General features: G+C 32.3%; 17 protein-coding genes. 9 read left to right on the top strand and 8 right to left on the bottom strand.

Annotated elements, in window-relative coordinates; all coding sequences use genetic code 11:
* Positions 1-87: 87 nt before the first annotated feature.
* The 4 genes from MHB47_RS10650 to MHB47_RS10635 all read right to left on the bottom strand — a co-directional run bounded on the left by MHB47_RS10650 (position 88) and on the right by MHB47_RS10635 (position 3033).
* Positions 88-654, bottom strand: coding sequence for an LOG family protein (locus MHB47_RS10650; protein WP_002508350.1), 567 nt, complete (start codon positions 652-654; stop codon positions 88-90).
* Between the two features lie 2 nt (positions 655-656).
* Positions 657-1121: a YaiI/YqxD family protein gene (locus tag MHB47_RS10645; RefSeq protein ID WP_064783108.1), complete on the bottom strand. Its 465-nt coding sequence runs from the start codon at positions 1119-1121 to the stop codon at positions 657-659.
* A gap of 5 nt (positions 1122-1126) precedes the next feature.
* Positions 1127-1828 (bottom strand): hypothetical protein, encoded by a 702-nt coding sequence (locus MHB47_RS10640; RefSeq protein WP_021339403.1) that lies wholly within the window; start codon positions 1826-1828, stop codon positions 1127-1129.
* Between the two features lie 329 nt (positions 1829-2157).
* Positions 2158-3033, bottom strand: a complete 876-nt coding sequence (locus MHB47_RS10635) for an undecaprenyl-diphosphate phosphatase (RefSeq protein WP_340756602.1) — start codon at positions 3031-3033, stop codon at positions 2158-2160.
* A 264-nt stretch (positions 3034-3297) separates the two neighbouring features.
* On the opposite strand from MHB47_RS10635, the gene MHB47_RS10630 reads away from it, so the two are divergent.
* Both MHB47_RS10630 and cydC read left to right on the top strand, forming a co-directional pair.
* Entirely contained in the window at positions 3298-4929 is a 1632-nt protein-coding gene (locus MHB47_RS10630) for an ABC transporter ATP-binding protein/permease (protein WP_340756600.1), read from the top strand.
* Positions 4926-6602, top strand: coding sequence for a thiol reductant ABC exporter subunit CydC (cydC, locus tag MHB47_RS10625; protein ID WP_340756598.1), 1677 nt, complete (start codon positions 4926-4928; stop codon positions 6600-6602). The genes MHB47_RS10630 and cydC overlap by 4 nt, the downstream gene beginning before the upstream one ends.
* Before the next feature lie 145 nt (positions 6603-6747).
* Here the strand turns inward: cydC and MHB47_RS10620 are convergent, their stop codons facing one another.
* Positions 6748-7191: a MarR family winged helix-turn-helix transcriptional regulator gene (locus tag MHB47_RS10620; RefSeq protein ID WP_021339407.1), complete on the bottom strand. Its 444-nt coding sequence runs from the start codon at positions 7189-7191 to the stop codon at positions 6748-6750.
* Positions 7192-7416: 225 nt separating this feature from the next.
* Between MHB47_RS10620 and MHB47_RS10615 the strand changes: the two genes are divergently transcribed.
* From MHB47_RS10615 to mdh, 5 genes are all read left to right on the top strand, one after another.
* Positions 7417-8343, top strand: coding sequence for a CobW family GTP-binding protein (locus MHB47_RS10615; protein WP_340756596.1), 927 nt, complete (start codon positions 7417-7419; stop codon positions 8341-8343).
* Between the two features lie 31 nt (positions 8344-8374).
* On the top strand, positions 8375-9283 hold the full coding sequence (locus MHB47_RS10610; RefSeq protein WP_002512085.1) for an aldo/keto reductase: 909 nt from the start codon (positions 8375-8377) through the stop codon (positions 9281-9283).
* A gap of 25 nt (positions 9284-9308) precedes the next feature.
* Entirely contained in the window at positions 9309-9608 is a 300-nt protein-coding gene (locus tag MHB47_RS10605) for a hypothetical protein (RefSeq protein WP_002508341.1), read from the top strand.
* A 59-nt stretch (positions 9609-9667) separates the two neighbouring features.
* Complete coding sequence (locus MHB47_RS10600) at positions 9668-10279, top strand: DedA family protein (protein ID WP_002508340.1); 612 nt, start codon at positions 9668-9670, stop codon at positions 10277-10279.
* A gap of 116 nt (positions 10280-10395) precedes the next feature.
* Positions 10396-11331, top strand: coding sequence for a malate dehydrogenase (gene mdh / locus MHB47_RS10595; RefSeq protein WP_340756593.1), 936 nt, complete (start codon positions 10396-10398; stop codon positions 11329-11331).
* Between the two features lie 342 nt (positions 11332-11673).
* Here the strand turns inward: mdh and MHB47_RS10590 are convergent, their stop codons facing one another.
* The 3 genes from MHB47_RS10590 to MHB47_RS10580 form a co-directional block, all read right to left on the bottom strand.
* A complete protein-coding gene (locus tag MHB47_RS10590) occupies positions 11674-11949 on the bottom strand; it encodes a hypothetical protein (RefSeq protein WP_021339412.1) in 276 nt (91 codons plus the stop codon).
* Entirely contained in the window at positions 11946-12563 is a 618-nt protein-coding gene (locus MHB47_RS10585) for a DUF1361 domain-containing protein (RefSeq protein ID WP_021339413.1), read from the bottom strand. The genes MHB47_RS10590 and MHB47_RS10585 overlap by 4 nt, the downstream gene beginning before the upstream one ends.
* Positions 12564-12970: 407 nt before the next feature.
* The gene (locus tag MHB47_RS10580) at positions 12971-13390 is read right to left on the bottom strand and encodes a PPC domain-containing DNA-binding protein (protein WP_002508337.1); all 420 of its coding nucleotides are present in this window, start codon (positions 13388-13390) and stop codon (positions 12971-12973) included.
* Between the two features lie 195 nt (positions 13391-13585).
* On the opposite strand from MHB47_RS10580, the gene norA reads away from it, so the two are divergent.
* Complete coding sequence (norA, locus tag MHB47_RS10575; RefSeq protein WP_340756591.1) at positions 13586-14746, top strand: multidrug efflux MFS transporter NorA; 1161 nt, start codon at positions 13586-13588, stop codon at positions 14744-14746.
* A gap of 243 nt (positions 14747-14989) precedes the next feature.
* Entirely contained in the window at positions 14990-15730 is a 741-nt protein-coding gene (locus MHB47_RS10570; RefSeq protein ID WP_340756590.1) for a hypothetical protein, read from the top strand.
* Positions 15731-15862: the final 132 nt, after the last annotated feature.

The following is a 15862-nucleotide window of genomic DNA, read 5'->3' as shown; positions in this document are numbered from 1 at the left end:
GAAATCAAATTTTGATTTCTGTCCCACTCCCCGTCTATTGAAGTTTAGGATTTATATCCCAACGTTTTGTTTTTTAATACGATATATTTAATCATAAGTTCTAATACCAAGTGGTTTATAATTGTTTATCGCTTCGAATAGTGATTCTTTCGTATTGCACAAAGGAGCAAGGTTTTTGTATTTAGAATCTATGAAACCTTCTTGAATCATGTGATCTAAAAGTGCTTGTAAGGGCTCGAAAAACCCATTGATATTGAACACGGCAATAGGTTTTTCGTGAATACCAATTTGGGACCAACTATACATTTCAAAAAATTCTTCTAATGAACCTGCGCCACCTGGAGCCATTACAAAAGCATCAGCCAATTCAGCCATTTTATTTTTTCTTTCATGCATAGAATCTACTAATATCAACTCGCTTAATTTTCCACTTGTAATTTCTTTTTCATTTAACATATTAGGCATGATGCCTACAGCACGACCGCCATGATCTAATACGCCGTCTTGAATAGCGCCCATGATACCTACAGAACCAGCCCCAAATATTAATTCATAACCTTGTTCAGCCATATACTTACCCAACTGATAAGCTTCAGTAATATAGGTTTCATCGTTTCCTTTACTGGCACCACAATACACCGCAATGCTTTTCATATTTATTCCTCCTTGCTCGACATCTGATTCGCAATGATAGACGAAAAGATAGCTTCAAATTCAGCTACATCTTGCTCAGTAAAAGCTGAGGGACCTTTTGTACGTCCGCCACTTCTTCTAAATTGAGCACTCGCATGACGTTGCTCTAATAATGTATCAATGTTTTGTTGCGTATAGATGTAACCTTTATGATGCATAACTATTTTCGTCTTGTTTAAAAGTAAGCTAGCTAAGCCATAGTCTTGTGTGATCACAATGTCACTAGGGCGTACCAGTTTTACAATTCTAAAATCAACAGCGTCTGGTCCATCGTCTACATAGATAATATTCACGTGGTCTGGTTGTACTACTGTAGAAAAATGACTGAAGCTGCGAACAACGGTAACAAAAATGCCTGTCCCCTCAGTCAATTCAATTACTGAATTGGTTACAGGACAAGCATCTCCATCAATAATGACTTGTGTCATTAGGGTTATTTACCATTTTCTTCTTTGTTTTGTTTAACAACACTTTTGGCCACGTAGTCTTTATATTTTTTGAATTCAGATAAGCGTGCTTTTTTGTTTTTCTCTTGCACTTTTTCTTCTTCTTTATGACGTTTGTCTATATTCTTTTGCAGTAATTTATCAAGTTTGCTTACTTCTTTGCGATTTTCTTTTTCTAGCTTTTCGCCTTTTTTCTCTGTTTCATCATCAAGTTTACCTGGAGTTAATCCAACTTTTTCCATGTGTTTATTTGATTTTTTCATGTCTTTGATACGTTGTTTCTTATTATCTTGACGTGCTTTTTCTTCTTCTTTATGACGTTTGTCTATATTTTTTTGCAGAAGTTTGTTCATTTTGTCTGCTTCTTTGCGATTTTCTTTTTCTAATTTTTCGCCTTTTTTCTCAATATAGGCTGGATCATGTTCTTTTGCGATACGTTTAAGTTCACGTTTTTGATCCATGTCATGTTTTTTATCTGCAACGTAGTCTTTTGCGTGAGAAGATTTTTCTACAACATTATCTTTAACACGTACAGATTTATCTGCAACTGTTTTAGAAGCACTAACTGTTGCGTCACTTGCTTTTTTCACATCAGGATGATCCTTAATACGTTTGCGTTCAACGATTAGCGGTACTAAAAACACAGGTGCTACTGTGATGATTGTTTTGATTAATTGCTTTTTGTCCATACTCGTTGCCTCCATTTAATTTTATACTATCTACATATTACCCTATAATACACGAAAATAAACGCTAAATACAGTCTATACAGAAAGATAAACGTCATTTAGCATAGCGATAATAAAAAGAAGAGGCTAAGACAAATATACGCCTTAGCCTCGATTATTAATTTGGTAGTAGCTGACTGAACTAAAAATACACTTGCATTCTTTTGCTAGTCAGCTTTATTAATTTGAGTTTATACAACGAAACTTTATTAGAAAAATTAGATTTCTGTCTCACTGTTTCAAAACATTTAGTTATATTGATGCATAAGCATATATAGTTCATTGAAATATTATTCGCCTGTAATACCTTGTCCAATACCGAAACCGAAATAAAGGATAGCGATAATAATAACTAAAATAATTCTATATATAGCAAAAGGAATTAATTTAACTTTACTAATTAAGTACAAGAATGTCTTAATTGCAATTAAACCTACAACGAAGGCAGCGATAAAGCCTAATGCATAAAAACCAAAGTGGTCTAAATGAATATATTCAAAGTTTTTAACGAGTGACAAGCCACTAGCTGCTAACATAACAGGTACAGCCATAATGAAAGTGAAGTCTGATGCTGATTTGTGATCCATCTTCATTAATACACCCGTAGATATTGTAGAACCAGATCTACTGAAACCAGGCCACATTGCAATTGCTTGTGATAGCCCAATTACAAATGCTTGGATATAATTGATTTGGTCAACTGATTGTGGATTTGTAACTTTTTTACTATAAATATCAGCTATGATCATATATATAGCACCAATAAATAATCCAATCATTACAGTTGGAACACTGAATAAGTATTTTTGAATAACGTCATCAAATAATAATCCAAGAATACCTGCAGGAATCATACCGACAATAATATGTAGTAAGTTTAAGCGATTCGGTTTTTGACCAACGCCATCGATAGAAGATGCTTTGTACTTACCAATATGAAGCATTTCGAAATAACGTTCACGGAATACCCATGCACCCGCAAAAACAGAACCAAGTTGTATTACAATTTTAAAGGTGAAGGCTGATTCTGATCCTAAAAATTCACTTGATTTTAACCACATGTCATCGATAAGGATCATATGACCTGTTGAAGAAACAGGTGCAAACTCTGTTAAGCCTTCAACAATACCTAGAATAAGTCCTTTAATCAATTCAAGTATTAACATAATTTACCTACTTTCATATTACTAATTAAATTTCATAGATTTTCATTTTATAATGATAGCACAATAAAAATGTAATGCGCCACATATAAATGTAATTTTAGACTAAAGACTGAGATTAATATAATAAAAGGAATTTAAGCGTTGAAAAAAGAAAATCCTAATTATGTCTGAAATATGAAATTAGCATAAAAAATTACTAATAATAATGAGCGAATTCATTTAATTTTCAATGAATCAGTTTATAATATGTGGCAGGTGATAATTGTGAAAAGATTAACAAATTTAGCATTTAAATATAAAATATACCCAATGTTTATGTTTGTAATCAGTACATTATTAGCTATTACCGTAGTCGTTCAGAACATTGCTATTGCAGAAATTTTAAATGCAATGTTACTAGAAACGAACCAAAATTTGTTAATATTATTACTGTTTACATTATTTATTTTAATCGGACGCGCAACATTTAATACAATAAATCAAATGATCGGCAATCGCATGTCTACAAAAGTGAAATATGATTTGCGACGCCAACTTATATTCAAACAGTCAAAAGAGCCAATTGGCGTTCAAATGAATACTTTGACTGAAAGTATTGATGGTATTGTTCCATTTTTTAATAGTTATTTCCCACAAGTATTTAAATCAATGATGATTCCATTGTTTATCATTGTTGCTATGTGTTTTATTCATTTAAATACGGCTTTAATTATGATAGTCACTGCACCATTTATTCCTCTTTTTTATATTATTTATGGATTAAAAACACGTGATGAATCTAAAGATAAAATGACCTATTTAAACCAATTCAGTCAGCAATTTTTAAACAAAGTTAAAGGACTTATCACTTTAAAACTTTTTAATAGAACAGCTCAGACAGAACAAGAATTATATGAAGAAAGTACGACATTCAGAGATTTAACTATGCGTATTTTAAAAAGTGCTTTTCTATCCGGACTCATGCTTGAATTTATTAGTATGCTAGGGATTGGTCTTGTAGCTTTAGAAGCTGGATTAGGATTGATTTTATTCAATAGTATTGATTTTAAAACAGCTGCGATTGCAATCATATTAGCGCCTGAATTTTATAACGCTATTAAAGATTTAGGGCAATCGTTTCACACAGGAAAGCAAAGTGAAGGATCGAGCGATGTTGTGTTCGATTTATTAGATAAACAAGAAAAAGCGCTGAAACCTGAGATTTGTACAAATGGACAACAATCTGCATTAATTAAATTGGAGAATGTTAGCTTTAAATATGATGATGCACAACAAAATGCTTTAAATAATATTAATTTGAATATTTCTAGAGGAGAGCAAATTGCGCTCGTCGGGAAAAGTGGTGCGGGTAAATCAACACTTGCACAGGTTATTGTACAACGTTTCGATGCCCAGTCAGGTGAAGTGACTTATCAAAATGCTAATTTGAAATTAGGTTTTTTAAGTCAGATGCCTTATATCTTTAATGCCTCTATACGCGATAATATTACTATGTTTCAATCGATGGATGAGAATAAAATATTAAAAGTATTAGATGATGTTGATTTAAAAGAAAAAGTACTATCTTTAAAGGATGGATTAGATACATGGATTGGAGAGGGTGGTGAGATGCTCTCAGGCGGTCAAATGAGACGTGTTGAACTATCTCGAGTACTAATGATTCAACCAGACGTACTTATCTTTGATGAGCCTGCTACTGGCTTAGATGTGAAAACAGAAAATATTATACAAGATATAATTGCACAACAATTTGTGGATACAACTGTTATTACGATTGCACATAGAGAAAATACTATAAAAAATGCTGATAGACGTATATATATTGAAAATGGCTATTTGACATCGATAGATACACAAGAGAGAAGAAACAATGATAAAGGTGGTGACGTAACATGAAGCCACATATTCAATTTAAAATAGATAGAGATTTGATACTTTCGATTATTGTGGGAGTTATAGGGAGTTTAGTAGCACTTAGCATGTTCTTTTTAAGTGGTTATATGGTAACGCAAAGTGCACTTGGCGCCCCGTTATTTGCATTAATGGTTCTGATAGCTTCAGTTAAATTATTTGGATTTATAAGAGCAATTGCCAGATATATTGAAAGGTTGTTATCACATAGAGCGACTTTTACAATGCTTAGAAACGTTAGGGTTCAATTTTTCAAACATTTAATTCCGGTCGTTCCCGACGTATATCGAAAATTTAATTCTAGTGATTTAATCGCACGAATGATTGGCAGAGTTGAAGCTCTGCAAAATATATACTTGCGTGTTTATTATCCACCTGTAGTAATAGGTGTTACAGCAATCATTTCTACAATCGTAATGATTTACTTCTCATATGTACATGCAATTATCATATGTATTAGTATGATTGCTACCTTAGTAGTTATACCGTGGTTAAGTGCTAAGCGTGCACGTATACTGAAAAGACAAGTTAACAAAGTTCAAGGCGATTTTTTAAACCAATTTTATGATTATAAAGAAGGTTATGAAGAGTTGGATCGTTTTGGTCGAACAGAATTTTATAAAAAACAAGTGCTTCATCAACTGGATGACTATGAAGCAGCTCAAGCAAAAGAGCAACGATTTTTATCACTATACGAATATAGCTTAAATATTGTTTCGATGATCGCACTATTTTTCACACTGTATTTGGGTGTAGTTCAAGTACAAAATCAAGAATTAGACGTTGTTTATTTAACAAGTATCGTATTAATGATGCTGACGCTTTTCGAACAAGCAATACCTATGAGTAATGTAGCTTACTTTAAAGCGGATACTGACGAAGCTTTCCATGATATTGATGAAGTGATTGCTCATCCTATGAAGCAGGGCGTGGAAGCAATGCATTTAGAAGTCTTACCTACCGAGCCGTTGTATGAGGTCCGAGACCTCAACTTCAAGTATTGGAACCAATCAAGTTATGTATTACAAGATATCCAATTATCAATTGATAAAGGCGAGCATGTTGCTATTATTGGACCTTCAGGATCTGGTAAAAGTTCGTTAATGCAACTCATGTTAGGTTTGTATCAAAGTGATAAAGGTGAGATATTATTAAATCATCAAGATATTACAAATATCGTAGATGAAGAAAAATATAGTCAAATCAATGCCCTATTACAAACACAACAGTTATTTGACGGTACAGTGAGAGAAAACTTGTTTACTGACAAAGATGATGTTGAGCTACGCAACGTTCTAGCTAATTTAGGTTTGGATCATATCGATTTAGATCGATACATTACCATATCTGGTAATACATTATCAGGCGGTGAAATACAGAGACTTGGTATTGCAAGATTATTATTAAGAGATGTACCGATTTGGATCATGGATGAACCTACTACAGCACTCGATATATATCATACAGATAGTGTAATGGACATCATTCATACCAAAGCTCAAACCCTAATTGTTGCAACACATGATTTAAGGTTGCTACCGTATTTTGATAAAATTGTAGTTATGAGTGAAGGAGAAATTGTAGAAAGTGGAAGTTATCAGTCTCTAATTACAGAAAGAGGCTATTTATATCAAATGGTTGAAATGAATGTTTCTTAAACGAAACGTTACATTATTTTGCTTATAAGTTAAAAAAATGGAGCTCAAACACATTTGTGTTTGAGCTCTCATTATAAATCAAGTATATTTAATGAATAAATTTAGATAGAAGAACTATCTAATGTTTACCATTGCCATTGAAAAATTATTTTGCTTTTTCTTCTGTGAAGGCAGTGATTACTTTTGAAAGTAATCGATTTAGTTCTTTAGATTCATCTGAGCTTAATGAAGATGCTACTGCAACGTCTTGACAAGCTGTATCTAATTCAGGGCGAATTGCTTCGCTCTTATCAGTTAAATGAATGAATACTTCACGTTGATCGATTTCAGAACGCTCGCGTTTGATTAGGTCAACTTGTTCCATTCTTTTAAGTAATGGAGATACCGTACCTGTATCAAGTGCCAATTCAGTAACGACTTTCTTAACATTGACAGGTGACTCAGCCCATAAGATTGTTAAAACTAAAAACTGTGGATAAGTCAATTTGTATTTCTTAAAGACATTATTTGAGTAATAGCGATTTACTTGTCTTTGAGCATTATACAAACTGAAACAAAGTTGTTCTTTTAAATTAAGTGGTTCAGACATAAAGTTCTCCTCCAGACATTCTATCCGTTTTCTTCTGTATCGGACTTGAATCCGTCTTATGATGTGTGTGTGACACTTCCTCAAAACACTTTTGTACTGTGCCATGCTAAAATGTAGTGTACGTATAAAGTTTAGAAGAAATTTAAAATTTTATCAAGTAAAAGTTTAATTATGCGAATAATTGTACTTTTATGCAGACATTTGTATCAAGAAATGAGTGGTTATATGAAAAAAATTAAAAATCCAAAAACATCAATTACAATCATAACAGGTTTTTTAGGTAGTGGAAAAACTACATTTCTCAGTAATTATGTAAAATATTTACTAAGTAATGATGAAAACCCGAGTATCATCGTAAATGAATACGGTAACTTAGATGTAGATAGCCGTGCAATTAGCGATGATATTGAGGTTGCGTCAATATTAAATGGTTGCGTATGTTGTGACTTGCAACAAGATTTAATAAAACAATTAAAACATTTTCTAAACAAAAGTGCAATGCACCATATTATTATTGAAGCGACAGGTATAGCACACCCAATCGAAATAATTGCGGCATGTCAAGATCCTGAAATCGTCGCAAGCGTTAATCCACCAGTGGTTATTGGCTTAGTCGACGCTCCAAGATTTTTAACCAGAGCCCAATATACTCATAGTACAACACAATTGATGGAAGAACAATTATATGCAAGTCATACAGTTGTAGTCAATAAAATGGATTTAATTGACGAAAAAGAGAAAGAACGTATAAATGAAATTTTTGAAATTAATCCATATGCACCGACATTTTATTCGAGTTATGCAAATTTAGATATGGAGCAATTAATTTCAGTAACGCAAAATAAAGGACAAAATATAGAACAACATACACATCATCATGGGATAAATAGTATGCAATATCAGTTTTCTGGACCAATAGATAGGCAACTATTCTATCAATTTATTTTACGCTTGCCAGATAATGTTTTAAGATTAAAGGGATACGTAAAGTTTCGTGATATGCCGAATGATACATATGAATTTCAATATGCGTTTGGTTTGCCAGACTATCAAGTTACTGATGCATCCATGCCTTTAACAATTGTGCTTATAGGCGAACAAATAGATGTTAATCGCATACGCAATCAATTAGACATGCTACAATTCACTTAATTTTTTAAATATTAAAAGGGGTGTTGGTAATATGGATAAAGTAAAGATTAATCAACATGTTTCATTTTCAAAAGTAATACAAGGATTCTGGAGAGCAAAAGATTGGCAGTGGACACCACAACAATTAAATCGTTACCTTAATGAATTAGTAGAACGAGGTATTACTACTATGGATCATGCTGATATATATGGTGGGTACTCATGTGAAGGTATATTTGGAGAAGCATTGAAATTATCTCCTCAATTACGGGAACAAATGGAGATTGTTACTAAATGCGGTATTGTGCTGCCATCAGAACGTATACATGAAGCAGATGGTCACCGTTATGATCATAGTAAGCATCATATTCAAAAGTCTGTAGATCGTTCTCTACAAGAGTTGCAAGTAGATTATCTGGATTCACTACTTATTCATAGACCGTCACCTTTGATGGATCCACAAGAAGTGACTGAAGCAATCACTGCTTTAGTTAACGAGGGGAAAGTGAAATCATTTGGTGTTTCTAATTTTAATAAATCAGAATATGATTTATTGAGCAAACATCTTGTTTCTGATAAGTTGCATATTACATTAAACCAATTAGAAATTTCGCCATATACTATAGATGTACTTGAAAATGGCCTTATGAATCATATGTATAAAGATAATGTTAAAATGATGTCATGGAGTCCTATGGCAGGGGGTAAATTATTCGATTTAGAAGATGAAAAATCTGTTCGAATTATGGCCGTGATTTCCCCATTAGCACAAAAATATCATACTAGTGTGAATGGCATTGTAATGGCATGGTTAAATAAACATCCAGCAACAATAATGCCTGTATTAGGCACTCATAAAATAGAACGTATTGACGAAGCAATAAAAGGTTTAGAAGTTACAATTACAGATCAAGAATGGTTTGATATTTATACAGCTTCCCTAGGCCACGATATCCCTTAAAGTACATATTGAAGGAGCGTAACTAATGAATACACAGAACGAACAACATCAAAGAAATCAACTTAAATTTCAACGTAATTTTATTAATTTCCCATTTTTAGGATTTGCACTTGTCATCGCAATTTTAAATTTAGCATTTCCTGATATAACTTTAATGATGACGCTATTTGGACTGTTTTTCTTTTATAACGCGGGTATTTTATTTGTAGCGTTTATAAAACATTACAAACGTACTGCAATATTAGCGTTAATATTAACGATTTTATCTATGGCATTATTCGGTGCATCACTTTATTTATATGCAGCGGCAAATAATTTACTTTAATTTATGAACGTCTAGAGTAATAAATATTAAGTATTATCGAACAAAATAGGAGGAAGTAAATGGAACAGTGGATTACACAATTTATGGAGCAATATGGATATTGGGGCATAGGCCTACTTATCTTTTTAGAAAATATATTTCCACCAATTCCATCTGAAATCATTTTAACGTTCGGTGGTTTTATGACTACCCAATCTGGATTAGGCTATACTGGTGTTCTAGTTACCTCAACAATTGGTTCTGTAGTCGGAGCGATTGTGTTATATGGTATAGGCGCTTGGATTGGTGAACGTAATCTCTACCGTATTGTAGATAAATATGGAAAGATTTTACGTTTGAAGACGAAAGATTTAGATAAGACAATTCAATGGTTTGAAAAATATGGTTATTGGACAGTCTTTTTCTGTCGCTTTGTTCCTTTATTGAGAAGTTTAATTTCAATCCCAGCAGGTTTAACACGTATGAATATCCCCTTATTCATACTATTTACTACGGTAGGTACTATCATTTGGAACGCAGTGTTAATTTATTTAGGCCAAGCCGTAGGTGGTAATTGGCACACAATTGTTTATTATATGGATATATATTCTCGTATTATTTATATTATTTTAGCTATTTTAATTATTTTTGTCATTTGGAAATGGTTCAAACGACAAAGAACGCAAAAATAAGATTGGTATTTTCCCCAGATTAAATTTTAGATTCTTATGATTTAAATAGCGCGATACATATTTTGAATGTTATAATAAACAAACAATATGTATTGACGATATAGGGGGATTGCATTATGACAAAGCAAAAAGTTTCGATAATAGGTGCTGGAAATACTGGCGCAACATTAGCTTTTATTGTGGCCCAACAAGAACTCGCAGATGTCGTACTCATTGACCGTCCAGAGAGTGAAGGCCTTGTGAAAGGAAAAGCACTAGATATATTAGAAAGTAGTCCGATATATGGTTTCGATGTTAATGTAACAGGTACTATTGATTATGCTGATTCAGCGAACTCTGATGTAGTTGTCATCACTGCTGGTGTGGCACGCAAACCTGGTATGAGTCGTGACGATTTAGTTCAAGTCAACGAAGCTGTGATGCATGATGTAACGAAAGAAATTGTAAAATATTCACCTAAATGCAAAATAATCGTACTTACAAATCCTGTAGATGCCATGACTTATTCTGTATTACAAGCCTCTGGTTTTCCAAAGGAACGTGTAATCGGACAATCGGGTGTCTTAGATACAGCTAGATACCAAACATTTATTGCAGAAGCACTTAATGTATCGGTTAAAGATATCAGAGGATTGGTGTTAGGCGGCCATGGCGATACGATGTTACCTTTAATAACATCAACAAATGTAAACGGCGTGCCTCTGAATAAACTTCTGAACAATTCGCAAATTACACAGATTGTAGAGCGTACGCGAAAAGGGGGCGCAGAAATCGTAGAATTACTTGGAAATGGTTCAGCGTATTATGCACCTGCATCAGCAGTCTACAGTATGGTTGAAGCAATTTTAAAAGATCAGAAGCGTTTATTACCAAGTATTGCATTATTAGAGGGAGAATACAGTTTCTCTGATATATGTTTAGGCGTACCAACAATTTTAGGATCTAAAGGTATAGAGCGTATCGTAGAATTACAATTATCTGAAGACGAACAGGCACAATTACAAGTTTCTGCAAACGCAGTTACAGAAGTAAAAAAATCACTCAAACAATAAACAATAGTGAAATATACTAAGAAAGATTATTAGAACTATGAGGCTGAGACAAAATACATGTCTCAGCCTCAATCATTAAATTAGCAGTGGCTGAGTGAATTGAAAATGCCCTTTAGTTCTTATGCAAGAGCTTAAGCTCTTGTATGCCATTTGCTAGGCAGACTTGTGGGGCGGGCATATTAGGTCAAATTACAACTTTTGATTTATGTATTACCATCCGATTTTATTTCAATATAAAAAAGGCTATTAAGGTTCCGTTATGGAACCTTAATAGCCCTTTATTCAACTTAAAATTATGATCTAGATTTACTTACTTATACTTATAATCCAAATTCGAATTAATTACAATCTAAAAATACAGATGTATAAAGCAACATATTCAAAGAATGTTAATATATACATGTATTTTAGTCTTACTCTTACATTTTTTGGTACGTCCCAATTAGGGAAGCGGCGTTCGTAATAAAATAATTGTAAATAAAATAATCCAATACCTAAAGGGAGACACATGAGTATGATACTACGAGTATATGAAAATCCTATATCATGCAATAGATGTCCAATAATTAATTGAAATACGATAAGCACAATAAGCAAAATTATAATGTTAAATGTCATCTTGCACTTCGTACCCCTTTCGCAAATAAAATTAATATGCCTTGTAATACTACAAGCAACAGCACAAAGCATATTGCTTCAAGATTTAAATTTGACCATACTTTATTGATAATGCGAAGCGGTTCATTAATAAGGTAGACTGAATGTAAACGTAAGAAACGTCCAATATAAATGCCTAAACCGTTTAAAAACATCATTGCAATGATTATTGTTCTGTTTAACCAGAGGTAAGGCGTGAATTTTTCCATTTCTAAAAACATTAAAATTAATAAATACAATGCAAGTAACACTGCTGATACTAGAAAAGTGAAATATGCCCATTCTACTAATATTAAACCTTGATAGAAATTGAATGTAAATTGATTTAAGTGAATTAAATCTGTAACCATATAAAGTGTGTTAGGCACCATAAATAAGAAAATAAGAGCAAAAATAATAAATAGTGGCCATTCATATTTATGTACAGGTTTAAATAGATTTAAGAGTAAGCATAGTTCAAATGGCACATATGCTAGAAATAAATTTAAAGTCATAAATTGATAATAATCATTAAAGAAAATAGAAATAATGATTAATATTAGAAATACAGTTCTAGCGATATAACGAGCCTTCATAAATACACCTACTTTCTTTCTGAATAAAGCATTTAAATATATTGTGAAAATTACTAGTAATAGCAATTTTATTGAAAAAATGCCAATAAAAATTCCCTCTCTCAATATTAAAAAAGCTAAGGGAAAATTAACTCGTATTTTTGAATATGAGATTATATAATACATTTTTTGAATGTAAATATCAATGATAATGATGAATTGTTATTAACTAAATGATTTACGGTTGAATAAAAAAATAATAATTGTAGTTATAAATACATTTTAAAAAAACGACTAAATGAAAGGTTAATTATTTTAGCTAGAAAAGAAGTAAAGACTGATGAATCCATATATGCGGAACCTTTCATCAGTCTTTAATGAGTCGATAGTGCAATTAATCTACGTGCGATCCACTGGTTAGGATGCAGTTATAAATTTAATAAATTAAGTCCAATTGCTTCATCATGTTTACGGTTAATATCTAAGTCGGTCATAGTGATTACAATTTCGGCTGTAGCTGAAACGACCGCTTTCGTTAAATGACCACTAAGTGTTGCGTAAGTATTAGTCCCAAAGGTTGCATGTAAATGCGCAAATGGTTTGTCATCGATGTGAGAGATATTACCTAAAAGACTAATTAATTCTAATGGTTCTTCAAAGGATTTTTTCTCATAAGTTTTAGTGTCGATGTTATAAAAATTAAGTTCTACATCATCACAAGCACCAATGCCACTTACTGTACCGAATTTACCGCCTTGTTCTTTAGCTATATCTGTCACTGCTTCTACGATGTCTTCGCCACGTTCTAAAACAAGCACAATTGTCTTTCCGTCAACTTGATATACCATGTGAAACCTCCATTCTTAAAATTGATTACAACTATAGTATACAAGTTCTTTTTTATAGTTTATATAAAAGTGTTTAGATGAACAAAATTTTCTATTGTCTTTTGATGTATAAATGTTATAAAATACTCTAATATTATATATATATTAAAAGAACGTATCATGATATGAATGGTATAAACGAATGGAGTGAGAAACGTGAATAAGCAATTTGTAATTTTATATTTTAATATTTTCCTAGTCTTTTTAGGTATTGGTTTAGTTGTTCCAGTTCTTCCTGTTTATTTGAAAGATTTAGGATTAAAAGGTAGCGATTTAGGGGTTCTTGTTGCCGTCTTTGCATTAGCCCAAATGGTTATTTCGCCATTTGGTGGGACGTTAGCAGATAAATTAGGAAAGAAATTAATTATTTGTATTGGGTTAGGACTTTTTGCAATATCAGAATTCTTGTTTGCCGCTAGTCATACTTTCTCACTCTTAATTGTGTCTAGAATTCTTGGTGGGTTCAGTGCTGGTATGGTTATGCCTGGTGTTACTGGAATGATTGCAGATATTTCAATAGGTAAAGATAAAGCTAAGAATTTTGGCTATATGTCAGCAATTATTAACTCTGGCTTTATTTTAGGGCCAGGTATAGGTGGCTTTCTTGCAGAATTTTCTCATAGGCTACCATTTTACGTAGCAGGATTTAGTGGCTGTTTAGCATTACTGCTTTCTATTATCTTGATTAAAAATCCTAAAAACGAAACACAAGATGGATTTACAGTGTATCAACCTGAATTACTTACAAAAATTGATTGGAAAGTCTTCCTTACACCAATCACCTTAACACTTGTGCTCGCTTTTGGATTATCAGCATTTGAAACATTATTCCCATTATATACAGCAGATAAAGCACATTATTCACCTTTAGATATTTCATTTGCAATTACAGGTGGGGGTATATTAGGTGCTGTATTCCAAGTATTCTTCTTTGATAAATTTATGAAACATTTTAAAGAACTCACATTTATCAATTATTCGTTGATATATTCAGCAATTGTATTACTCGCTTTGACATTTGTGGATGGTTATTGGTCTATCATGGTAATCAGCTTTATTGTGTTTATTGGTTTTGATATGATTAGACCTGCAATCACGAATTATTTTTCTAATATTGCAGGAGATCGTCAAGGTTTTGCAGGTGGTTTAAATTCCACTTTTACGAGTATGGGGAATTTTATAGGACCTTTAGTGGCTGGGACGTTATATGACGTTAACTTTGAATATCCTTTATATATGGCAGTTGCAGTAATGATACTTGGTATGTTTGTTATACTAGTTGAAAAAATAATAAGAACGAATCTTAGAAAATCATAACTTCAAAAGATAAATAAAATAGAACGTACGTAGCCTAATTCACGTACGTTCTTTTTAATTTATATAATTTTAGCGTTATATGACTCGCAATATGACATTAAGATTAAATAAAGTCATATTGCGTAATATTAATGTTACAGAGATTACGATTGGTTTAAATTGTGGTCTATATAAGTTTTAAGTTAATAAAATATGCTAATATGTAGGAAATATTAAAAAAGTAATGTAAGTAAGGGGATGAATTTGAAAAATTTAATTTTATCAATTATGGCATTCCTTCTTGCTTGTTGTTTATGTTTTCTCTTATTTATAGCTACAAATCAACAAGCACTAGCAAAAGTTCATGAAACAATTTCTAGTTGTTCAGACAATGATAAACGAACTGAAACTAAAGGTGACGACAATCACAACAGTGATAATACTATTAGTGCAGCAGTGAAAGATGTTGAACAAGAAGAACCTTATAATGCCGAAGCATATGTACCAATAGCTAAAAAAACGACACACAATTTAAAAAATAATGAAATCGGGAATTCTAATTTACCCAAGTTCTCCGAAGCACAAAAAGAAGCACAAACACTTGTGAATAAAGATAATAACGCTGCTAATGCATATAATGATTATGGTATTGATCGCACATGCCAAGGTGCCTATTATTATATTTTTACTTTTGAAAACAAAGAACAGCCCAACACTTTTTATAGAGTTACAGTAGATAAAAATAATAAAGCGCACATTTTTGATAAGTCATATCGCGTGAAAGAGCAACAAACTACTAATACACCTAGTATTTCACCTCAAGAATCAAAAGTAATTTCTGAAAAGTATGCTAAAGATGAACTCGGTGAAAATGCAGTTCTCAAAAATGTTAAAACATCTAAAGAAGGCATGTTTTATACTTTTTATGAGTCTAAAACAGGAAAAGAATATAAAGTGGTAGTAAACAAAGTGGGTGACGTAGTTCGTCAGCCATCGTTAAATTAAAAGTAAAATATAAGTCGCGTAAACTGATGATAAAATGGAGTTGCGCGGCTTTTTTATGCTATGAAATTAGTATAAAGCAGTAAGTATCAATGTTATGATAATATTATCAATTGAAATGAGTGCAAACTATAT

Source organism: Staphylococcus sp. FSL K6-3157, assembly GCF_038005145.1.
GTDB classification, from domain to species: domain Bacteria; phylum Bacillota; class Bacilli; order Staphylococcales; family Staphylococcaceae; genus Staphylococcus; species Staphylococcus equorum.
Note: the sequence above shows the minus strand (reverse complement) of the source record. Positions and strands in the feature narration are given on the sequence as shown.